Origin of the sequence: Mycolicibacterium houstonense, from assembly GCF_900078665.2 — a bacterium.
GTDB lineage: Bacteria > Actinomycetota > Actinomycetes > Mycobacteriales > Mycobacteriaceae > Mycobacterium > Mycobacterium houstonense.
Map to the genome: position 1 here is coordinate 2,692,891 of NZ_LT546207.1, position 20,551 is coordinate 2,713,441.

Annotated in this window: 19 protein-coding genes; 6 read left to right on the plus strand and 13 right to left on the minus strand. The window is 66.1% G+C overall.

From position 1 onward, the window contains the following. Positions 1–50 precede the first annotated feature (50 nt). A complete protein-coding gene (locus BN4332_RS13555; protein WP_066898906.1) occupies positions 51–1,250 on the plus strand; it encodes a cytochrome P450 in 1,200 nt (399 codons plus the stop codon). Between the two features lie 23 nt (positions 1,251–1,273). Here BN4332_RS13555 and BN4332_RS13560 read toward each other — a convergent pair whose 3' ends face one another. Beyond that, a complete protein-coding gene (locus BN4332_RS13560; protein WP_200820297.1) occupies positions 1,274–1,540 on the minus strand; it encodes a hypothetical protein in 267 nt (88 codons plus the stop codon). Between the two features lie 398 nt (positions 1,541–1,938). Between BN4332_RS13560 and BN4332_RS13565 the strand changes: the two genes are divergently transcribed. From BN4332_RS13565 to BN4332_RS13575, 3 genes are all read left to right on the plus strand, one after another. After that, positions 1,939–3,012: a cholesterol dehydrogenase/isomerase gene (locus BN4332_RS13565; RefSeq protein ID WP_066898908.1), complete on the plus strand. Its 1,074-nt coding sequence runs from the start codon at positions 1,939–1,941 to the stop codon at positions 3,010–3,012. Beyond that, a complete protein-coding gene (locus tag BN4332_RS13570; protein WP_066898909.1) occupies positions 3,009–3,773 on the plus strand; it encodes an SDR family NAD(P)-dependent oxidoreductase in 765 nt (254 codons plus the stop codon). Before BN4332_RS13565 ends, BN4332_RS13570 begins: the two co-directional genes overlap by 4 nt. A gap of 130 nt (positions 3,774–3,903) precedes the next feature. After that, positions 3,904–5,106: an AI-2E family transporter gene (locus BN4332_RS13575; RefSeq protein WP_066898910.1), complete on the plus strand. Its 1,203-nt coding sequence runs from the start codon at positions 3,904–3,906 to the stop codon at positions 5,104–5,106. Here the strand turns inward: BN4332_RS13575 and BN4332_RS13580 are convergent. Together BN4332_RS13580 and BN4332_RS13585 are read right to left on the minus strand one after the other, a co-directional pair. Continuing rightward, positions 5,103–5,903, minus strand: coding sequence for a dienelactone hydrolase family protein (locus BN4332_RS13580; RefSeq protein ID WP_066898946.1), 801 nt, complete (start codon positions 5,901–5,903; stop codon positions 5,103–5,105). The two genes, BN4332_RS13575 and BN4332_RS13580, sit on opposite strands and share 4 nt — an antisense overlap. Before the next feature lie 23 nt (positions 5,904–5,926). Continuing rightward, positions 5,927–6,565 carry a DUF4245 domain-containing protein gene (locus tag BN4332_RS13585; protein WP_066898911.1) on the minus strand — a complete coding sequence of 213 codons (639 nt, stop codon included), beginning with the start codon at positions 6,563–6,565 and terminating at the stop codon, positions 5,927–5,929. A gap of 55 nt (positions 6,566–6,620) precedes the next feature. On the opposite strand from BN4332_RS13585, the gene glpX reads away from it, so the two are divergent. Both glpX and BN4332_RS13595 read left to right on the plus strand, forming a co-directional pair. Continuing rightward, positions 6,621–7,649 carry a class II fructose-bisphosphatase gene (gene glpX / locus BN4332_RS13590; protein ID WP_066898912.1) on the plus strand — a complete coding sequence of 343 codons (1,029 nt, stop codon included), beginning with the start codon at positions 6,621–6,623 and terminating at the stop codon, positions 7,647–7,649. Positions 7,650–7,665: 16 nt separating this feature from the next. Continuing rightward, a complete protein-coding gene (locus BN4332_RS13595) occupies positions 7,666–9,081 on the plus strand; it encodes a class II fumarate hydratase (RefSeq protein ID WP_066898913.1) in 1,416 nt (471 codons plus the stop codon). A gap of 171 nt (positions 9,082–9,252) precedes the next feature. Here BN4332_RS13595 and BN4332_RS13600 read toward each other — a convergent pair whose 3' ends face one another. The 10 genes from BN4332_RS13600 to BN4332_RS13645 all read right to left on the minus strand — a co-directional run bounded on the left by BN4332_RS13600 (position 9,253) and on the right by BN4332_RS13645 (position 20,544). Beyond that, positions 9,253–11,022, minus strand: coding sequence for an AIPR family protein (locus BN4332_RS13600; RefSeq protein WP_160110847.1), 1,770 nt, complete (start codon positions 11,020–11,022; stop codon positions 9,253–9,255). 240 nt (positions 11,023–11,262) lie between these two features. Further along, positions 11,263–12,972, minus strand: coding sequence for a sensor histidine kinase (locus BN4332_RS13605; protein WP_066898947.1), 1,710 nt, complete (start codon positions 12,970–12,972; stop codon positions 11,263–11,265). 50 nt (positions 12,973–13,022) lie between these two features. Then, complete coding sequence (locus tag BN4332_RS13610) at positions 13,023–13,457, minus strand: pyridoxamine 5'-phosphate oxidase family protein (protein ID WP_066898914.1); 435 nt, start codon at positions 13,455–13,457, stop codon at positions 13,023–13,025. Positions 13,458–13,535: 78 nt separating this feature from the next. Continuing rightward, positions 13,536–14,174 (minus strand): hypoxia response regulator transcription factor DosR/DevR, encoded by a 639-nt coding sequence (dosR, locus tag BN4332_RS13615; RefSeq protein WP_066898915.1) that lies wholly within the window; start codon positions 14,172–14,174, stop codon positions 13,536–13,538. 10 nt (positions 14,175–14,184) lie between these two features. Then, on the minus strand, positions 14,185–14,625 hold the full coding sequence (locus tag BN4332_RS13620; RefSeq protein ID WP_160110848.1) for a universal stress protein: 441 nt from the start codon (positions 14,623–14,625) through the stop codon (positions 14,185–14,187). 18 nt (positions 14,626–14,643) lie between these two features. Further along, complete coding sequence (locus tag BN4332_RS13625) at positions 14,644–15,627, minus strand: Acg family FMN-binding oxidoreductase (RefSeq protein WP_066898917.1); 984 nt, start codon at positions 15,625–15,627, stop codon at positions 14,644–14,646. A gap of 70 nt (positions 15,628–15,697) precedes the next feature. Beyond that, complete coding sequence (locus BN4332_RS13630; protein WP_066898918.1) at positions 15,698–16,582, minus strand: polysaccharide deacetylase family protein; 885 nt, start codon at positions 16,580–16,582, stop codon at positions 15,698–15,700. A gap of 78 nt (positions 16,583–16,660) precedes the next feature. Further along, on the minus strand, positions 16,661–17,974 hold the full coding sequence (phoH2, locus tag BN4332_RS13635; protein WP_066898919.1) for an RNA 5'-3' helicase PhoH2: 1,314 nt from the start codon (positions 17,972–17,974) through the stop codon (positions 16,661–16,663). Between the two features lie 200 nt (positions 17,975–18,174). Then, entirely contained in the window at positions 18,175–19,002 is an 828-nt protein-coding gene (locus BN4332_RS13640; RefSeq protein ID WP_066898920.1) for an acyl-ACP desaturase, read from the minus strand. A gap of 78 nt (positions 19,003–19,080) precedes the next feature. Beyond that, positions 19,081–20,544, minus strand: a complete 1,464-nt coding sequence (locus BN4332_RS13645) for a glycine hydroxymethyltransferase (protein ID WP_066898921.1) — start codon at positions 20,542–20,544, stop codon at positions 19,081–19,083. Positions 20,545–20,551 lie beyond the last annotated feature (7 nt).

Here is a 20,551-nt window from a genome sequence, read left to right on the forward strand (position 1 = left end):
CTTGCGCCGGCGTCATTGACTGCTCCCGGACACCCAGCCAACCTGGGCAAATGCTTGCCGCACACGAACTGTTCGACCCGGCCTGTCTGCAGGATCCGTACCCGCTGTATGACCGGCTGCGGGCCGGTGCGCCGGTGGCACAGGTCGGCGACTCCCCGTTTTTCGTGGTGAGCTCGTTCGACGCCGTCATCGAAGCCACCGCGCGACCGGAGGACTTCTCGTCGAACCTCACCGCGACCATGTGGTACCAGGGCGACGGCACCGTCTCACCGTTCGGCATGGGCGAGCCCGGCGCAGACTTTCACGTGCTGGCCACGGCCGACGACCCGATCCACAACGCGCACCGCAAGGCGGTGCTGCCCCGGATGGCGGCCAAGCGGATCGCCGAGTTGGAGCCGTTCATCGCCGCCACCGCCGCGGAGCTGCTGGCGGGGGCAGGACCCACCTTCGACTGGATGTCCACCCTGGCCGACCGCCTGCCGATGCTGGTGGTCGCACGGCTGCTGGGACTGCCCGCCGACGATGTGGACCGGCTGGTGGCCTGGGCGTACGCCAGTACGCAACTGCTCGACGGACTGGTCGATACCGAGCAGCTGACCGCGTCGGGGATCGCGGCCATCGAACTCGGCGGCTACCTGACCGAACGGTTCGAGGCGGCGGTGGCAAACCCGGGCGAAGACCTGTTGGGAGACCTGGCGGCGGTCTGTGCGACCGAACGACTGTCGCCGGAAACCGCCGTGCTCATGCTCGTGCAGCTGGTGGGCGCGGGCGGGGAGTCAACGGCGTCGCTGATCGGCAGCGCGGCCTGGATTCTGAGCCGCAGGCCCGAACTGGCCGAACGGCTGCGGCACGATCCGGCGATGGTCGCGTCGTTTCTGGAGGAGGTGTTGCGGCTCGAATCCCCGTTCCGGGGTCACTATCGGCATGTGCTGACCGACGCCGAGCTGGCGGGCGTCACGGTGCCGGCGGGGGCACACCTACTGCTGCTGTGGGGCGCGGCCAACCGCGACGAAGCGGTGTTCGAGGCGCCGGCCGAATTCCGGCTGGACCGGCCGAATATCAAGAGCCACTTGGCGTTCGGCAAGGGCGGGCACTTCTGCCTCGGAGCGGCACTGGCCCGCATGGAGGCCCGCGCCGTGATCTCGGCGCTGTTGGCGGCCGATTACACGCTCGTCCCGGCCGGCGAGGCCGAATGGCAGCCGAGCATGCTGGTGCGCCGGTTACGTCAGCTTCCGCTGAGCGTGCGGTGATCCGGCGACGAGTTCAGGTCGGCCTAAGCCGCGAGCGCGATGCTGTCGTCGTCGACGAACACCAGGCCGCCGTCGTCGAGGTTGACGGCCCAGCGTCGAGCCGGCTCGACGATTCGCTCGCCGGCGACCTCGACCGCGGTCCCGGCCAAGTCGGCGAAATCTTCTACGACGGTGCCGTGCAGTTCTTCGTCAGTGCCCGGATACACGACCACCGAGGAACCCACAGCAACGACTCCGGCAATTTCGTCGGAGTCACTGTCGTTAACCCCCGTCACGACATCTTCGGACATCTCACACCTCCCCAATTGCTGACGCGTGCAACCGAGTACATCACAAACGCCTGCGATTGGCTCACTTTCGCCGATACCTACAGCCACACCTTGCATAGGCGTCGGGCAAATTTCCAAATCCGGATACGAATACCTATCTGGCAAACGCATCACATCACGGGTCGATACGTGTGCTCGGTCACATTTATCGAACGACAGTGCCATTCGCGGATGCTTTTGAGGCAACGCCAGCAACCTTCGCCTCACCGGACACTCCCCCAGTTCGACCGCCCTGCACCGGTTGCTGAGCAGCGACGGGCTAATAGCCCATTTAATGCGTCGCAACGCCGGGCGGATCGTGGTGACACACACCACATCTCTGTTCGCTAGTGTTGCAACACGTTCTAGCGAGGAGGCCCATGTCCGACGCTGTCTTGGTGACCGGAGCTTTCGGTTTGGTGGGTTCTGCCGTCGTGAAGGCGCTCGCCGCCGCCGGCCGGAGCGTGGCAGCGACCGATCTCGACGTGCCCGCGAACCGCAAGGCCGCGGCCTCACTCCCGTCATCGGTTCAGGTGCACTGGGCCGATCTGACCGATTCGGCCGCGGTCGACCGTCTGGTGTCAGCGGTCGCACCGGCCGCGATCATCCACCTCGCCGCGATCATCCCGCCGTTCTGCTACATGCGCCGCGGGCTGGCCCGCAAGGTCAACGTCGAGGCCACCGGGTCGCTGCTGCGTGCCGCCGAAGCCCAGCCGGCGCCGCCCCGGTTCATCCAGGCCTCCAGCATCGCGGTCTACGGCGCCCGCAACCCGCACCACATCGACGACGTGCTGACGCCGGACACCCCGACCAACGCGTCCGACATCTACGGCGCGCACAAGGTCGAGGCCGAGGCGCTGGTCCGGGCCTCCACGCTGGACTGGCTGATCCTGCGTCTCGGTGGCGTGATGAGCTCCGAGTTCAGCGTCGACATGGACGTCGACCTCATCTCCTTCGAAAGCGTGCTGCCCGCCGACGGGCGACTACAGACCGTCGATGTGCGCGACGTCGCGGCGGCGTTCGTCGCGGCCACCACGGCGGACGCCAACCGCGAGGTGCTGCTGATCGGCGGTGATCCCGCGACGCACCGCCACATCCAGTCCGCGGTCGGTTCGCAGGCGGCGGCCGCCATGGGCATCAGAGGCGGATTGCCGATCGGGCGCCCCGGTAACCCCGACGATGACGCCGCCTGGTTCGCCACCGACTGGATGGACACCACCCGCTCCCAGGAGGTGCTCGGGTTCCAGCATCACAGCTGGCCCGAGCTGCTGGCCGACACCAGAGCCAACGCCGGGTGGAAACGTTTCCCGATCGGTCTGGCCGCCCCGCTGATCCGCGGGTTCCTGCGGTCCAAGTCCGCCTACAAGGACTATCCCGGGCGGTACGCCGATGTGTGGAACGCCATCGACAAGAAGTGGGGCGACCATCGACCGGACGACGGAGGCCAGGCATGAGCACCCAGCGCGTCGCGATCGTCATCGGTGGGGCCTCGGGCATCGGGTGGGCCAGCGCCCTTGCCCTGGCCGCCGACGGCTGCCGCATCGTGGTGGCCGACCGGGATACCGAGGGTGCGGCGGCCCGTAGCGCCGAGCTGGGCGCCCCGCATACGAGCCACTACGTCGACGTCACCGACGAGGCCTCGGTAGAGCAGCTGTTCGCCGCGGCGGGTCCGGTCGACATCGTGCTCAACTGCGCCGGGTTCAGCAACGTCGGACTGATCACCGACATGCCGGTCGAGGATTTCCGCTCGGTGATCGACGTCTGCCTCAACGGCGGCTTCGTCGTCGCCAAACACGCCGGCCGGAACCTGCCAGAAGGTGGTGTGCTGGTATCGATTTCCTCGTTGAACGGCCGTCAGCCCGCGGCAGGTATGAGCGCCTACTGTGCGGCCAAGGCCGGCTTGTCGATGCTCACCCAGGTGGCCGCGCTCGAGCTGGGGCCCCGCGGCATCAGGGTCAACGCGATCGCACCGGGCTTCGTGAAGACGCCGCTCACCGACCCCGCGGCGATGATCCCGGGCGTGGTCGAGGAGTACGTCGAGAACACCGCGCTGGGCCGCACCGGCACGCCGGAGGACATCGCCGCCGCGGTGGTGTTCATCTGCTCGCCGCAGGCGTCGTGGCTGACCGGTGAGGTGCTCGATCTCAACGGCGGCGCACACCTGCGGCGGTACCCGGACGTGCTCGGGCACGTCATGAAGCTGGCCCAGGCGTGACGACGTCCCTGGCCGGCGAGGCCGCCCGTGGCGCCGATCTCGGCCCCACCGTCACGCTGGAGTGACGCTCAATGCCGACCGTCACGCTGGAGTGACGATAAGGTCAGCGCAACGGCGGGAAGGCGTGGAAATGAAAGACGAGTTCACCCTCAGCCAGAAGCGCGCACTCGCCGTCGTCACGGTGCTGGCCATCCTGCTGGGTGCCTATTTCCTGCGCAGCTTCTTCGTGCTGATCGTGATGGCTGCCGTCGGCGCCTACCTCTTCACCCCGCTCTACCAACGGTTTCAGCGCCGAATGGGCAGTGGTCTCGCGGCCGCGCTGACCCTGTTGGTCGCCATCCTGATGGTGATCATCCCGGTGTCGCTGGTGGTGTTCATGGCGATCGTGCAGGTGACCCAGCTCGTCAACACCGTGAGCACCTGGATCGCCGACACCGACATCAGCACGCTGGGCGACCGGGCCCTGCAGCTGATCAACTCACTGGCCGACCGGGTGCCGTTCCTGGATGTCAATGTCACCGCAGATTCGTTGCGCGACACCGTGGTCAAGCTCTCTCAGCACCTCGGCGAATGGCTGCTCGGCATCCTGCAGGGCGCGGTCGGCGGCATGGTCGGTGCGATCACCTCGTCGATCATCTTCCTGTACGTGTTCATCTCGATGCTGGTCAACAGCTCCGAGATGGCCACCTTGATCCGCCGGCTCAACCCACTCGGCGAGGAGATCACCGACCTGTACCTGGCCAAGACCGGCGCCATGGTGAAGGGAACGGTCAAGGGCCAGTTCGTGATCGCGTTCTGCCAGGGCGTGGCCGGCGCCATCTCGATCTACATCGCCGGCTTTCACAACGGGTTCTTCGTCTTCGCGATCCTGCTGACCGCGTTGTCGGTGATCCCGCTCGGCGGCGGCATCGTCACCATTCCGTTCGGCATCGGAATGATGTTCTTCGGCAACATCATCGGCGGCATCTTCGTGGTGGTGTTCCACCTGCTGGTGGTCACCAACATCGACAACCTGCTGCGGCCGTGGCTGGTACCCAAGGCGGCCCGGCTCGACCCGGCGCTGATGCTGCTGGCCGTGTTCGCCGGCATCTCGATGTTCGGCTTCTTCGGTCTGGTGATCGGACCGGTGCTGATGATCATCATCGTCACCACGGTCAGCGTGTACCTGGCCGTCTACAAGGGCGTCGAACTCGAGGTCACCGAGCCCGACGAGCCGGGTCAGCGGCCGTGGCGGCGGGTGTGGGACTGGATGCAGAAACGGCTCGGCGGCACAAAAGGCGAAAAAGCCGCCGCCCGAGCCGAACCCAAGGCCGAAGCCGGCGCCGACGGCTAAGCCGTCAGCCGCTCGGTGAGGAACTCCACCACCCGCTTGCGCGCCTCATAAGCGGGATGCCCGTCGACCTCGCGGACCTGATCGGTCAGCACCGAATGCGCCGACGCCTGGATGCCGTGCGCATTGCCCTTCTTCGAGTCGATCTCGATGACCTCGAACGCATCGCCGAGACGGGCCTTGAGCGTGGTGAACCGGTCTCCTGGCGCCAACTTGTCCTGGCTGAACCGCAGCGCCAACGCACACAGGCCGTCGTTGGCGACCCGCTGTTCGACGATCTTGAGCTCGGCCTCCGACATCCCTGGATCACGCTTCTGCTTCGCCGTCAAGGCGATCGGCACCGAAGGCTGGCTCAGCACCGGAGCCAGCACGCTGTCGTCGACCGCGGCGGCGAGCGCGAAACCGCCGGTGAAACACTGCCCGATGACGCCGACGCCCTTGCCTGGCGTGCTGGCATTCAGATCACGGGCCAGCGCCCGCAGGTAGTGCGCGACGGGTCGGTCAGCGTTGGTGGCGAACGCCGCGAACTCCTTGGTGACGCACGCCTTCAGCATCACCGGGATGGCGCCGGGACGCACGGCGGCCGCGCCGGGCGTGCCGAACAACGACGGCGCGGCCACGGTGAAACCGTTGTCCACCAGATGGTTGCCCAGCGCCAGCACGCCGGGATGAAGTCCGGGGATCTCCGGGATCAGCACCACACCCGGGCCGGAACCCTTGCGGTAGACGTCGTACGTCTGGTTGGCGGCGGTGAAGGGAGCGACGCTCCACCCGGTCAGATCTGCTTCTGGCGACGTCAACACGGGCTCCGTCCGTTAGTGCGTCACGGCCTCTTGATCGGCAGCGGCGACTGCGTCTGCGTCGCACGTGCCAGCGTACGGAACTCCTCCGTACCACCGGCGCCCGTGATGGCGACCTGCGCCGGCCCGCTCAGCCGAGTGGTCCACACCGGTTCCGGGTCGCTGCTCTCGTAGACCACCCAGGTCACCCCGTCGACCTCCTGCGCACCCGACGGATAAGAATCCGGCTTGATCGAGGCCACCAGGGCGGCCTCGTCGGCGTTGCTCTGGGTGAGGCTCAGGTACTTGCCGGTGGGCGCCAGGTACCCGACGCGCGAGGCCACGGCCCTGGCACGCTGCCCGTCGGGCAGGGTCATCCCGCCGTCGATACCGCTGCGACTGCCGGAGTTGGGCTGCCAGCCCTCGGGCAGCCGGGGCAGCCGGATCGGGATCTTCAGGGCGTCGGCATCGGCCTGCAGGGCGGCCGGGGCATCGAACTGCGGCACCGGCCCGGCCCCTGGCCCGCCGGCCTGCAGCGAGCACATCCCGAGCATTCCGGCCAGCACGATGCAGGCCACGACCAGCGGGGCCATCGACCAGAACATGTCCCGGCCATCCTGCAGTAACCGGGCCTTTTCGGGTCTCGGAGCCGGGGTTGGCTGGGACGTCGGCTCAGTGGACATGCTCGCCAGTATCCCAGCTCCCAAACCCGCAGGCCGTTCTGGGACAATTTGCGCCATGAGTCCCACGCGGGGGGAAGCCCCGGATCGCAACCTTGCCCTCGAACTCGTCCGGGTGACCGAGGCCGGCGCCATGGCCGCCGGCCGCTGGGTCGGCCGTGGCGACAAGGAGGGCGGCGACGGAGCCGCCGTCGACGCCATGCGTGAGCTGGTCAATTCCGTGTCGATGCGCGGCGTCGTGGTGATCGGTGAGGGCGAGAAGGACGAAGCCCCGATGCTCTACAACGGCGAAGAGGTCGGCAACGGCGACGGGCCGGAGTGCGACTTCGCCGTGGACCCCATCGACGGCACCACCCTGATGAGCAAGGGCATGCCCAACGCCATCTCGGTGCTCGCGGTCGCCGAGCGGGGCGCCATGTTCGACCCGTCGGCCGTGTTCTACATGAACAAGATCGCCGTCGGTCCGGAAGCCGCCGAGGCCATCGACATCACCGCCCCGATCGGCGAGAACATCCGGCGGGTGGCCAAGGTGCGCGGCGCCTCGGTGAGCGACCTGACCGTGTGCATCCTGGACCGTCCCCGGCACGCCCAGCTGATCGACGATGCGCGTGCCGCCGGCGCCCGCATCCGGCTGATCACCGACGGCGATGTCGCCGGCGCCATCTCGGCCTGCCGCCCCAACTCGGGCACCGACATCCTGGCCGGCATCGGCGGCACCCCCGAGGGCATCATCGCCGCGGCGGCCATCCGCTGCATGGGCGGTGCGATCCAGGCCCAGCTCGCCCCCACCGACGACGCCGAGCGCCAGAAGGCCATCGACGCCGGCTACGACCTGGACCAGGTGCTGTCCACCGAAGACCTGGTGTCGGGCGAGAACGTCTTCTTCTGCGCGACCGGTGTCACCGACGGCGACCTGCTCAAGGGTGTGCAGTACTACCCCGGTGGCTGCACCACCCAGTCCATCGTGATGCGGTCCAAGTCCGGCACGGTCCGGATGATCGAGGCCTACCACCGGCTGGCCAAGCTCAACGAGTACTCCGCCATCGACTTCACCGGCGACAAGTCCGCCGCCTACCCGCTCCCCTAACTCGAGAAAGGCACGCATGAGCACCGACAACGCTGTCGAGACCGAATACCGCATCGAGCACGACACCATGGGCGAGGTCCGGGTGCCGGTCAACGCCCTGTGGCGGGCGCAGACCCAGCGGGCCGTCGAGAACTTCCCGATCTCGTTCCGCGGCCTGGAGCGCACCCAGATCCGCGCACTCGGATTGCTGAAGGCCGCCTGCGCGCAGGTCAACAAGGACCTGGGCCTGCTGGCCGCCGACAAGGCCGACGCCATCATCGCCGCCGCCGGTGAGATCGCCGACGGTCTGCACGACGATCAGTTCCCGATCGACGTGTTCCAGACCGGCTCGGGCACCAGCTCGAACATGAACGCCAACGAGGTGATCGCCTCGATCGCGGCCCGCAACGGCGTGACCGTTCACCCCAACGACGACGTGAACATGTCGCAGAGCTCCAACGACACGTTCCCGACCGCCACCCACATCGCGGCCACCGAAGCCGCTGTGCGCCACCTGATCCCGGCGCTCGAGGTGCTGCACGAGTCGCTGGCCGCCAAGGCCAAGCAGTGGAAGACCGTGGTGAAGTCCGGCCGCACCCACCTCATGGACGCGGTGCCGGTGACGCTGGGCCAGGAGTTCGGCGGCTACGCCCGCCAAATCGAGGCCGGCATCGAACGAGTGAAGGCCACCCTGCCCCGCCTCGGTGAACTCGCCATCGGCGGTACCGCCGTGGGTACCGGGCTCAACGCGCCCGACGGCTTCGGCGCCAAGGTGGTCGAGGTGCTGGTGAACCAGACCGGCCTGGCCGAACTGCGCACCGCCGCAGACTCGTTCGAGGCTCAGGCCGCCCGCGACGGGCTGGTCGAGGCGTCCGGCGCTCTGAAGACCATCGCCGCCTCGCTGACCAAGATCGCCAACGACGTGCGCTGGATGGGTTCGGGCCCGCTGACCGGCCTGGGCGAGATTCAGCTGCCGGATCTGCAGCCGGGCAGCTCGATCATGCCGGGCAAGGTCAATCCCGTTCTGCCCGAGGCGGTTACCCAGGTCGCCGCCCAGGTGATCGGCAACGACGCCGCCGTCACCGTCGGCGGCCTGTCGGGTGCGTTCGAGCTGAACGTGTACATCCCGATGATGGCCCGCAACGTGCTGGAGTCGTTCAACCTGCTGGCCAACGTGTCTCGGTTGTTCGCCGAGAAGTGCATCGACGGTCTGGTGGCCAACGAGGAGCACCTGCGCACGCTGGCCGAGTCCTCCCCCTCGATCGTGACGCCGCTGAACTCGGCGATCGGCTACGAGGAGGCCGCCAAGGTCGCCAAGCAGGCCCTGAAGGAGAAGAAGACCATCCGCCAGACGGTCATCGACCGCGGCCTGATCGGTGACAAGCTCAGCGAGGCCGAACTGGACAAACGCCTCGACGTGCTGGCCATGGCCAAGGTGAAGGACGGCGAGTAGCCCTCACCTTCTCTGCGCGAGCGACTCAAGGGCCTGAGATCATTAATATGAGCTCAGGCCCTTGAGGAGTACCGACACTTCGTGGCTGCGGTACCTAACTTTAAAAGGCTACGCGGATGCCAGCGGCGAGCGACACCACCCGGCGCCGCCCGATTGTGTGGTGGCCGCCCCTCAGTTATGGCCCCACACACTCTTCATGGTCTTCGGCCATCGCATCTTGTCCGTATACCGACTCAGCCGTCGGTCGATCTCTTTTGACCACTCGGAACTCTTTGCCAGAACCGTCAGATCAGAGGAACCTGTCGTCTTCTCAGCGGCCTTACGCGCGATACGGACCCATTCGTAAACGTGTTCCAACCGGCTTGGAGTGAACCCATGAGGGTCAATATTACCGATCATCTGGGGCCGTGGCCGAGAAGAACAGAGCGCAAAAGCAGTTGCTGCGCGAGCCAACTGATAACGAACGTTACCCCGTTCCTGACGATTCAATTGCTCAGTTCCATCCAGATAGGCATCCACATATCGGACAATCAAAACGGAATTCAAGAATGCGCTAAGCGGAGTTGACGGGCGAAACACCTTATCATAGCGAGGTGAGCGAACCAATGTAGACGGTTGCCCTCGCGAAATATGCGGCTCACACAATATGATTGCCCCGACAGCTTGCGCAAGCTCTAGTACCTCCATGATTTGATTTCGAGGTTTACCAAGATTCTTATACTGATTCTTTTTTCTTTCGTAATAGAATCCATGTTGGGAAAAATACTCTTCGATAGAACGTTGAAAAGGCTCAGCCGCCCGAAGGGATGCACTTGAAACTCTGTTTTGGCTATTTGTCGCCTTGATAATATGGGAAGCCAGGGTCTCATCTTCCGCTTCAATCACCCGCACCAATAATCGCCGCTCTTCGCCAGCACTTTCTGGTAAGCTGCCAACCGAAAAGTAATGGTGGATGTTGCGCGACGTCTGAAGTCCATTCACAATCTGAGGATCTTCAATTACGAGCGATTTCTTACTCTGCTGGACCCGGGCGCCGAGAACCGTCACTCCATTGTTCAACCACCAGAAGTCTGCTTTCGAATCGTCACCTTGCCTCAAAGACTCGGCGATCGCTCGGTTGATGGTTGTATCGCCTTCATACTCTCGGACGTTCTCTTCAAAAATGTCGCCACGCAGTTCATTCGACTCGCCGTGCGTAATGAATCGATACCACTCAGCAAGTGTGACCAAACAGACGAGCCCACCCTTGTCCGCGGATATGGGGCCCTCGGAGACACGAAGGTCGGCAATCGTGGTCAATCGCTCGCGTGCACGTGAATTCAGTTCACGTGCACCAACGAAGGAGATGGTTGTGGCGGCGTCATGGAAGCAAGTCGATAAAACGGATTGCAGACGTTCCTTTTTTCGGAGCACCTTCGCATGAGGTTCCTCAACCGACTTCGTTACATAACTCACAGAGATGTTTAGTTCAGGAAACGTCTGCGAAGCCGCGAGGTATGTTGACCGAAAAATACTCAACCGCTCTAGAAGCCGATCATTAAACTCAACTTGCAAGCCTTTCGGTGCATCGAGCTGCAACAGCAATGGCAGGTGATCGATCAACAGCTGGAGCGCAGTCTCTTTGTACCCTCTCTCGGATTTAACTTGCACAATATGTAATTCGATTTGGTTTCTTTCATACACAGCCGGTGAATCATCCTCAACCAATACACCATTGAGAAATGTATATACCGCGTCTATGCCGCCATCGTCGCCACCTTCAGTGATCCCAGCCTCAATTTGCTGATACGACAGCTGCCATTGCCGCATTAAGGTATCGATCGAACTAAGAAGAAAGAAATCAGGTTCAGACGAGTCTGGATACGTCTCCATTCGGTACTTGGCCAGTCGCCCCTCCAGAAGTAAGACTTCATTGGGCGTGGACGCAGCGTTCGATGGCACAGATGCCTCCCCAAAGCAATTGAGCCGAATTGACAATTTGTGAGCTTGTTATATCTATCACAAACCCATCATGTTTGCCCCCGTCTGCACGGAAGTGCTGCGTCCACGCATCTGGTACGCAGAACGATCCCGGCGGGCTGCGGAATGAAACAAACCGCGTTAATGCCGGATCATGGCACAGGTTCCCAATAGCCTCGACAACGTCGCCCGACTATGTGCCTGCATGCTTGTCAACACGCACTACTCGGGAAGCGGTGCGGCCCAAAGCAACACGGTCCCGCCACCGGGCCGGTCGGTCACGCTGAACGCGCCACCGGCACTCGATGCCCGGGCCCGCAGATTGCTCAGGCCGCTCTCGGTGACGTCGGCGGGAATCCCGCGACCGTTGTCACTCACTTCCACGGTCAAATCGTCGGCCACCTCTACCCGGACGGTGAGTTCGGTTGCCCCAGAATGACGTACGGCGTTGCTGATCGCCTCGCGCAGCACCGCCTCGGCATGCTCGGCCAGGGTGGCGTCCACCACGGACAGCGGGCCGACGAACCGGGTACTCGTGTGCAGCCCGGCGTCGGCGAACTGGGCGATCACCTCGTCGAGCCGCTGCCGCAACCGCGTCGTGCCGGCCTGCGCGCCGTGCAGATCGAAGATCGCCGTGCGGATCTCCTGGATGACGGCCTGCAGATCGTCGACGGTGTCGCTGAGTCGCTGCTGCACCTCCGGGGCCTGCGCCCGCGGAATCGTGCCCTGCAGCGACAATCCCACCGCGAACAACCGCTGGATCACGTGATCGTGCAGGTCACGGGCGATGCGGTCGCGGTCGGCCAGGATCTCCAGCTCCCGCATGCTGCGCTGCGAGCTGGCCAGTCGCCACGCGACCGCGGCCTGATCGGCGAAGGCGGCGGCCATGTCCAGTTGCTCCGAGGTGAAGTGGCGGGCCCCGTCGGCACGCACCGCCACCAGCACACCGGCGACGGTGTCACTGGCCCGCAGCGGCAGCACCAGCGCCGGGCCGCCGGACCCGTCGAGCTCGAGTCGATCGAGCCGGTGCGGCGTACCGTCCCGGAATGCCGCACCCACGGCGTCCTGCCCGTTCGGGCCCACCGCAATCGAATCGATGGTGGTCGGACTGCCCGCGGTGGCGGCGATCACCAGGGTGTCGGCCTCGCCGGCCGGATCCTCACCGGGTACCGCGACCACGATGCGGTCCGCGCCGGTCAGTTTGAGCGCCTCGTCGGCCACCATCCGGAACACCGTGGCCGGGTCGGTGCCGCCGAGCAGTTCGGTGCCGATATCGCGGGTGGCGGCGATCCAGGCCTGCCGGTCGCGGGCCACCTCGTAGAGCCGGGCGTTCTCCACCGCGACGCCTGCGGCCGCGGCCAGCGCCTGTACCAGGATCTCGTCGTCCTCACTGAACGGCTGCCCGTTGGTCTTTTCCGTGAGATACAGGTTGCCGAACACCTCGTCACGGATCCGCACCGGGACACCGAGAAACGTCCGCATCGGCGGATGGTTCGGCGGGAATCCGACCGAGGCGGAATGTTGGCGGATGTCGTCGAGCCGGATCGGTTTCGGATCGTCGATCAGCACACCGAGCACGCCGCGGCCCTCGGGCAGATGCCCGATCAAGGCCCGCGTTTCGTCGTCGATGCCCTGGTAGACGAACTCCGTCAGTTCATGGTCATCGCCGCGCACCCCCAGCGCGCCGTAGCGGGCATCGACCAGCTGGATCGCGGTCTGCACGATGGTGCTCAACGTGACTTCGAGGTCAAGGCCCGAGGTCACCGCGAGCATGGCCTCCACCAGCCCGTCGATCCGATCGCGCCCGGTCAGGATCTCCTCGACCCGGTCCTGCACCTCGGTGAGCAGCTCACGCAGCCTCAGCTGCGACAGGGTGTCCCGCAACGGCGGAGTTCGCGGTTCATCGTCGGGGCGTGCGCCGTGGCCAGTCACGTCACCATGCTGGCACTCGGGGCCGCAACGCACCAAGCGTGTCCAGCTGGTCACCCCGCGGCCGGCTCGGGACCGAACCGGAACCGGCGCCCGGTGACCCGCACCGGTGACACCCTGACGTAGTGAGTTTTCGTCGTTGCCGTCCACGGAAGCAACTGCGCCCGTTCGGCTTCGTCGAGTTCCTCGTCGGTGCGCACAGTGCGTGCGATGCCCCGCACGATCACGCTCCAGCCTTCGGCCGAGTTGTGATCGTCGGCCTCGAACACCACCTGGTTGTTGATCGCGGCACTGATCAGTTTCGTGCCCGCCGCGGTGCGGAACAGGATGGTGCGGTTCTGCACCACGAAGTTCACCGGGAAGACGTGCGCCTCGTCGTCGACCGCGGTGACCAGGCGGCCGAGCGCCACACCATCGAGCAGATCCCAGCTCTCGCGTTCGGAGAGGATCGCGACCGGCTCAGTGCGCGTTGAGATTTCGGTTTCCATAGCGATGACGCTATGGCCGCGCAGTCCGCGCCGCCATGGGCAAAAGCCCTGTCCGCCAGGGACCAAAGACCCTGGGTTCTACTCGCGATGACGTTCCAGCGTCGAGGCGAACACCGCGGCCTGCGTGCGGCGCTCCATGCCCAACTTCGCCAACAATCGCGATACGTAGTTCTTGACGGTCTTCTCGGCGAGAAACATCCGGGCCGCGATCTGCCGGTTGGTCAACCCCTCCCCCAGCAGATCCAGCAGCACCCGCTCCTGCTGCGTCAGCCCGGCCAACGGATCGGACCGCTCGGCATCCCCGCGCAGCTTGCCCATCAGCGCCGTGGCGGCACGATTGTCCAGCAGCGATTTTCCGGCCCCGACGTCCTTGATCGCCCTGGCCAGTTCCATGCCCTTGATGTCTTTGACGACGTAACCGCTGGCGCCGGCCAGGATCGCATCCAGCATCGCCTCGTCGGAGGTGAACGAGGTGAGCATCAGGCAGCGCAGATCGGGCATGCGCGACAACAGGTCCCGGCACAGCTCGATGCCATTGCCGTCGGGTAACCGGACGTCGAGCACCGCGACGTCCGGGGCCACGGCGGGCACCCGGGCCAGCGCCTGGGCCACCGAATCCGCCTCGCCGACCACGTCCAGCTCCGGGTCGGCGCTGAGCAGATCGATCAGCCCGCGCCGAACCACCTCATGGTCGTCGACCAGAAAAACTCTGATCATTCCCCGAGTCTCACAACCGGTGGCGCCGATCGCAAGTGAGCACCGCGCAACCGGAGCGCGCCGCGGCCGTCTGCAGCTCGGCCGAATCCGGATGATCGGCACCGAGCACGAGCACCTGAGCCGACTCGGGATGCGCCGCCAGGTATTCCGCGGCGCTGTCGTAGCCGTCGATGCTCTGCACATCGAGGTCCGGTGAGCGCTTGAGCGCACGGGTCAGGCGGCGCTCCAGCTGTGCCGCCGACAGCCGGTCACGCTCGGCCACCGCGGTCGCGTCGTACATCTCCCGATGCCGAGCACCCCAGGTGGTCAGCACCCGCAGCGGTACGCCACGCCGCACGGCCTCGTCGATCGCGGCGTGCAGGGCGTCGTTGCTTGCGGTGCGGCCGTCGGCCTCGACCACGACGGCAGCGGTGGCCACGGCGGTGGCAGGGTCGATCAGGGTATCGGTCACGGTCATCTCCTATTCCGATCAGGATTCGAAGGTCAGGAAGGCCTCGACGGGACGACGAGGCGTGGGCGGGGGCGCATCGGTGATGGTCGGGGCGATGCCGATCCGCACCAGCACCTGGGGGCAGGCGTCGCGGCCGATGAGGGTGCCGATGATGTCGCGGCTGGCATGCAGTTCGGTCACATGACTCACCGGGCAGGAGCCCAGGCCCGACATCGTGCAGTCCAGCAGCACCGCGGAGAGTGCCTCGCCGGCGTCGAGGGCGTCGGCCCGGCTGTACCCGTCGGTGGACAGCACCACCAGCGTGGCCGAGTCGTCGCCGACGGTGGGCCGCCGATCGCTGTGCGACGTGACCGGGAAGGTGCGTGCCACCGCGACGCGTTCGCTTTCCGCCGCCGATACCAGGGAGCTCTGCGGGATGCCGTCTTCGGTCGCGAACGGTGTTGTCCACCAAGCCAGTTCGGCGTGGTAGCCGGTATCGTAGAGGCGCAGCGACTCGGTCAGCTCGGCGGCTTCGGCCACTGCCGAGCGCTGGTCCTCGGCCAATACGTCCAGGTGTACCGGGCCTTCGGCCAACCGGGCCCGCAGCATCACCTCGAAGGCATCCCAGTCCGCGTACGCGGTCATCGGCAGCCGGTCGGTGCGCCGGGCCAGGATCGCGTCGGCCCTGCGGCGGTGGGCCTCGGTGACGAACTGCATGGGCGAGAACTGCAACGTCGCCAGATGGTCGAGGTCGTTGGGGTTGGGGAAGCGGTCGACCGAGGTGGCCCAGCCGGCGGCGGCCATGGCGACCCGCAGGTGATCCAGCAGCACACCGCAGCTGATGATCGCCTCACGCGCGGACCGGTCGGTCGCGGTCACCACTCGGTAGGGGTCCAGATGCAGGTGCAGACAGTCGCGTTCAGCCACCAGCCGCCACGGTTGGGTGTTGTGCAGCGACGGCGCACGCGATGCCAGCTGCACCGCACGGGTGAGGGTCGCGGTATCGAACATCGTGTCGGGCATACCTCAAGCCTCGTCGTGCCCGGGGCCGCCGGTTAGGGTCTTTGGTCCTCAACTCGACGCGATGTACGTCTCATGCCCCGTTGTTCGGGCCTCCCGAATTCGCACCGGGGATGTCGGTGATCGGGAAGTTCGGCATGGGGGCCGGCGACGGCGTGTTCGGCAACGACGGGATGTCGGCGGGCGGGATGTCCTTGAGCGCCTCGGCCGGCGGCACCGGCGGGCCGTTCTCGCGGCTGCCGTAGCTGCTGCCCGGTTCGAGCTCACCGAGCATGTGGCTGACCGTCACCAGGTGGTAGCCGTTGGCCTTGAGCACCGGGATGAACTGGTACACCAGATCGACGGTGGACGAGTAGGTGTCGTGGAACAACACCACCGAGTTCGGCTTGATCTGGGTCATCAGCATGTAGCGGGTCGCGGCGAGGTTGGCGTCGTTGGCCCAGTCGAACGGGATGACGTCCCAGTTGATGTCGGCCAGCCCCTGCTTGCGAGCCTCGGCCAGCACCTGGTCGTTGATCAGCCCGCCGGCCGTGCGCACCAGCTTCGGCCGGTGTCCGGTGGCCTTCTCGATGGCGTCGTTGGCCTTGCTGAACTGGGCCGGGATCTCCTCGGGCGGGATGGTCGTCATGTTGGGGTGTTCCCAGGTGTGGCTACCGACCTCCATGCCCGCCTCGGCGATCCGCTTGGCCCCGTCGGGGTTGGCCGCCACCTTGTTGCCGATCAGGAAGAACGTGGCCTTGGCGTCGTTGTCCTGCAGGATCTTCAGCAGCCGGTCGGTGTACGGGCCCGGGCCGTCGTCGAAGGTCAGCGCGATGCACTTCTCTTTCGCGCAGTCGACGTGGTCGGGATCGTCACGGCGAATGTGCCCGGTCAGCGCTCCCACCACCACGATCGCGACGGCGGCGGCCACGCCGACAACGGTCCACCGCCACGCCTGCTTGTTGGGGAACCTCGCCACCCCGGCAGCCTACCGGCCTGCGATTTGGGTGCGTTCGGTAACGCCTGGCGTTACCGAACGCACCCAAATCACTCGGACTCAGGGCAGGGCGCCGGGGCTGAATTCCTCCAGCATCTCGGTGACCAGCGCGGCGATCGGCGAGCGCTCGCTGCGTTGCAGCGTGATGTGGGCGAACAACGGGTGCCCCTTGAGCTTCTCGATCACCGCCGCGACACCGTCGTGGCGGCCCACCCTCAGATTGTCGCGTTGGGCCACGTCGTGGGTCAGCACCACCCGCGACCCCGCACCGAGACGCGAGAGCACGGTCAGCAACACGTTGCGTTCCAGTGACTGCGCCTCGTCGACGATCACGAACGAGTCGTGCAGGGAGCGACCCCGAATGTGGGTCAGCGGAAGCACTTCCAGCATCCCGCGGGACAGCACCTCTTCGAGCACCGCGGGGCTGGCCAGCCCTTCGAGGGTGTCGAAGACGGCCTGGGCCCAGGGGCCCATCTTCTCGCTCTCGCTGCCCGGCAGGTAGCCGAGATCCTGGCCACCGACGGCGTACAGCGGACGGAACACCACCACCTTGCGCTGGGTCCGGCGTTCCAGCACGGCCTCCAGGCCCGCGCACAGTGCCAGCGCGGATTTGCCGGTGCCCGCCTTGCCACCGAGCGACACGATGCCGACGGATTCGTCGAGCAGCAGGTCGAGGGCGACGCGTTGTTCGGCTGACCTTCCCCGGAGGCCGAACACTTCGCGATCACCACGCACCAACTGCACCCGCTTCTCGGCGTTGACCCGCCCGAGCGCCGACGAACTCCCACCCAGCAACCGAATTCCGGTGTGGCAGGGCAGATCCCGAGCATCGGCCAGATCGATCTCGCCGTCGGCGAACAGCGTGTCGATCTCCTCGGCCGCCACGTCGATCTCGGTCATGCCGGTCCAGCCGGACACCACGACGTCCTGCGCGTGGTACTCGTCGGCGGCCAGGCCGACGGCACCCGCTTTGACCCGCAGCGGGATGTCCTTGCTCACCAACGTGACGTGCTTCCCCTCGGCGGCGAGGTTGGCCGCGCACGCCAGGATCCGCGTGTCGTTGGTCTCGGTGCGGAAGCCTGAGGGCAGTACCGTCGGGTCGATGTGATTCAACTCGACCTGAAGCGTTCCACCTTCTGTCCCAACAGGAATCGGCTGATCCAGCCGTCCATGCTCAAGCCGCAGATCGTCGAACATCCGCAGCGCCTGCCGGGCGAACCAACCCAACTCGTGGTGATGCCGTTTGGCCTCCAGCTCGCTGATCACGACCAGCGGGACCACCACTTCATGCTCGGCGAACCGGGTGCATGCCCATGGATCGGACAGCAACACGGAGGTGTCGAGCACGTAGGTACGGACAGGTGAATCAGTCACGTGGCGCTCCTAGAACCCGCGCGGCCCCACACGAGTTGCTCGGTGGACACTGCGGCACCAGGACCGGAGCCGGTCCTCTCGTCAAACAACCGATCGGTACCGTCCGGACAGCAGAGCATGTCGCTAGCCATCGGATTCGACGCTACTCCCACGGTGGCGGGGTTGCTGGCTGGCGCGCCGCGCGACTGACGCCCGGTGCGTTACGTGTTGATGAACTCCTGGAGCTGGGGCTCGTCGGCCAGCCCCCAGGCGGCGATCCGGTCGGAGATGACCTTGGCCAGCGCGGCCTTGTCGAAGATTCCGGCCTCGGCCACCACGGCGACCTTGTCCTGGTAGGCGTCGATGTCCGCGCCGATCACGTCCAGCTCGCGCGCCCGGGCCGCGATGGCGGCCACGGTCTCGTCGCGATGGGTGCCCAGCAGGTACGACACCAGGTTGGCGAAGAACAGCTCGTGGCGCTCCTCGTCGAGCACGATGCGGCCCATCATCGACGCCAGCACCGGCTCGGTGATCTGGTCCTTGAGGTTGCGGGTGTACACCGCGTGCGCACGCTCGAAGAACGCCATGAACACCAGCGTCTCGATCTGGCTGTAGCTGTCCGCGCGGTAACCCTTCATCACGTGCTCGACGCGGACGTCCTCGTTGGCCGTCGGGTCGATCTCACGGGTGACGACGAGGTAGTTGCGCAGCGCCACGGCGTGCAGGTGCTCCTCGGCGGTCCAGCGGCCCAGGAAGCGGCCCCACTTGTCCTCGAGGATGAAGTGCTCGACGAGTTCGCGGTGGTAGCCCGACAGGTTGTCCTTGGTGATCAGCAGGATCTCCAAGGCGTCGGTGATCGTCTTGGGCAGAGTCACCTGCGACGGATCCCAGTCCTGTCCACCGAGGAAGGCGAAGTTCTCACCCTGGTCGAACGGCACGTAATCGTGCGCGTACCAGAGGTCCTCGGTATCCAGATGGCGTCGCAACTCAGCCTCGACGACGGGCTCGAGCTCAAGGGTCAGCGCGTTAGCGACAGGTTTCTGTGCCATGCGGTAACTGTAACCCGGGTTTACAGGTTTCCGAAAGTCGGGCCGACGTGTGTCACAACGGCCCGACTCAGCGGACCGTCAGAGGGTCAGGCCCGGGTACAGCGGGTTGGCGTCGAGCAGCTCGGCCGAGGCTGCGTGAACCCGCTCGGCGGTGCCGTCGGCCAGCTTGTACTTGGCCTTGGATGAGCCTTCGGGCTGCGTGTTGGACAGCACGTCGACGATCAGCTCGGCGACCCGGTCGAAGTCGTCGGCACCGAATCCGCGGCTGGTCAGCGCCGGGGTACCCAGCCGGATGCCGCTGGTGTACCAGGCGCCGTTGGGGTCGGCCGGGATCGCGTTGCGGTTGGTGACGACGCCGGCGTCGAGCAGCGCCGACTCGGCCTGGCGGCCGGTCAGCCCGAACGAGCGCACGTCGAGCAACACGATGTGATTGTCGGTACCGCCGGTGACCAGGCCCGCGTCGCGCTTGACGAAACCGTCGGCCAGGGCCTGGGCGTTGTCGGCGACCTGCTGGGCGTAGGTCTGGAACGCGGGCTGACGGGCCTCGGCCAGCGCGACGGCCTTGGCCGCCATCACGTGGCTCAGCGGCCCGCCCAGCACCATCGGGCAGCCCTTGTCAACGGCCGGGGCGAATTCCTCGGTGGCCAGCACCATGCCGCCGCGCGGCCCGCGCAGCGACTTGTGCGTCGTCGTGGTGGTGACGTGGGCATGCGGCACCGGGTCCTCGTTGCCGGTGAACACCTTGCCGGCCACCAGGCCGGCGAAGTGGGCCATGTCGACCATCAGGGTGGCGCCGACCTCGTCGGCGATCTCGCGCATCTTGGCGAAGTTCACCCGCCGCGGGTAGGCGGAGTAGCCGGCGACCAGGATCAGCGGCTTGAACTCGCGGGCCGCGGCGGCGACGGCGTCGTAGTCGAGGAAGCCCGTCTCGGGATTGGTGCCGTAGCTGCGCTGGTGGAACATCTTGCCGGAGATGTTGGGCCGGAAGCCGTGGGTCAGGTGACCGCCTGCGTCCAGGGACATGCCGAGCAGGCGCTGGTTGCCGAGCTTGTTGCGCAGGGTCTCCCAGTCGGCCTCGGACAGGTCGTTGACGTGCTTGGCACCGAGGTTGGCCAGCTCGGGAGCCTCCACCTTGGTGGCCAGGATGGCCCAGAAGGCAACGAGATTGGCGTCGATCCCCGAGTGCGGCTGTACGTAGGCGTAGGGGGCGCCGAACAGCTCGCGGGCGTGCTCGGCGGCCAGCGCCTCCACGGTGTCGACGTTCTGGCAGCCCGCGTAGAAGCGGTGCCCGACGGTGCCCTCGGCGTACTTGTCGGAGAACCAGGTGCCCATGGTCAGCAGCACGGCCGGCGAGGCGTAGTTCTCGCTGGCGATCAGCTTGAGCGAATCACGTTGATCGGCAAGCTCTTTGCGGGTGGCTGCGGCGACCCGTGGTTCCACGGATTCGATGACCCGCAAGGCGGCCTGGTAGGCGGCGCTTGAGGTGTCGGCGTAATCAGCGCCGGAAGCCGCGGGCAAGGTGGATGACGAGTCTGCTGCCATGGCTTTT

Bases quoted from the DNA above. Each gene is read 5' to 3' on its own strand.
- BN4332_RS13595 (WP_066898913.1), top strand. From the start codon at position 7,666: ATGAGCACCGACAACGCTGTCGAGACCGAATACCGCATCGAGCACGAC.
- BN4332_RS13625 (WP_066898917.1), bottom strand. From the start codon at position 15,627: ATGCCCGACACGATGTTCGATACCGCGACCCTCACCCGTGCGGTGCAG.
- BN4332_RS13585 (WP_066898911.1), bottom strand. From the start codon at position 6,565: ATGTCCACTGAGCCGACGTCCCAGCCAACCCCGGCTCCGAGACCCGAA.
- BN4332_RS13640 (WP_066898920.1), bottom strand. From the start codon at position 19,002: ATGGCACAGAAACCTGTCGCTAACGCGCTGACCCTTGAGCTCGAGCCC.
- glpX (WP_066898912.1), top strand. From the start codon at position 6,621: ATGAGTCCCACGCGGGGGGAAGCCCCGGATCGCAACCTTGCCCTCGAA.
- BN4332_RS13560 (WP_200820297.1), bottom strand. From the start codon at position 1,540: ATGTCCGAAGATGTCGTGACGGGGGTTAACGACAGTGACTCCGACGAA.
- BN4332_RS13570 (WP_066898909.1), top strand. From the start codon at position 3,009: ATGAGCACCCAGCGCGTCGCGATCGTCATCGGTGGGGCCTCGGGCATC.
- BN4332_RS13575 (WP_066898910.1), top strand. From the start codon at position 3,904: ATGAAAGACGAGTTCACCCTCAGCCAGAAGCGCGCACTCGCCGTCGTC.
- dosR (WP_066898915.1), bottom strand. From the start codon at position 14,174: ATGATCAGAGTTTTTCTGGTCGACGACCATGAGGTGGTTCGGCGCGGG.
- BN4332_RS13565 (WP_066898908.1), top strand. From the start codon at position 1,939: ATGTCCGACGCTGTCTTGGTGACCGGAGCTTTCGGTTTGGTGGGTTCT.
- BN4332_RS13610 (WP_066898914.1), bottom strand. From the start codon at position 13,457: ATGGAAACCGAAATCTCAACGCGCACTGAGCCGGTCGCGATCCTCTCC.
- BN4332_RS13555 (WP_066898906.1), top strand. From the start codon at position 51: ATGCTTGCCGCACACGAACTGTTCGACCCGGCCTGTCTGCAGGATCCG.
- BN4332_RS13645 (WP_066898921.1), bottom strand. From the start codon at position 20,544: ATGGCAGCAGACTCGTCATCCACCTTGCCCGCGGCTTCCGGCGCTGAT.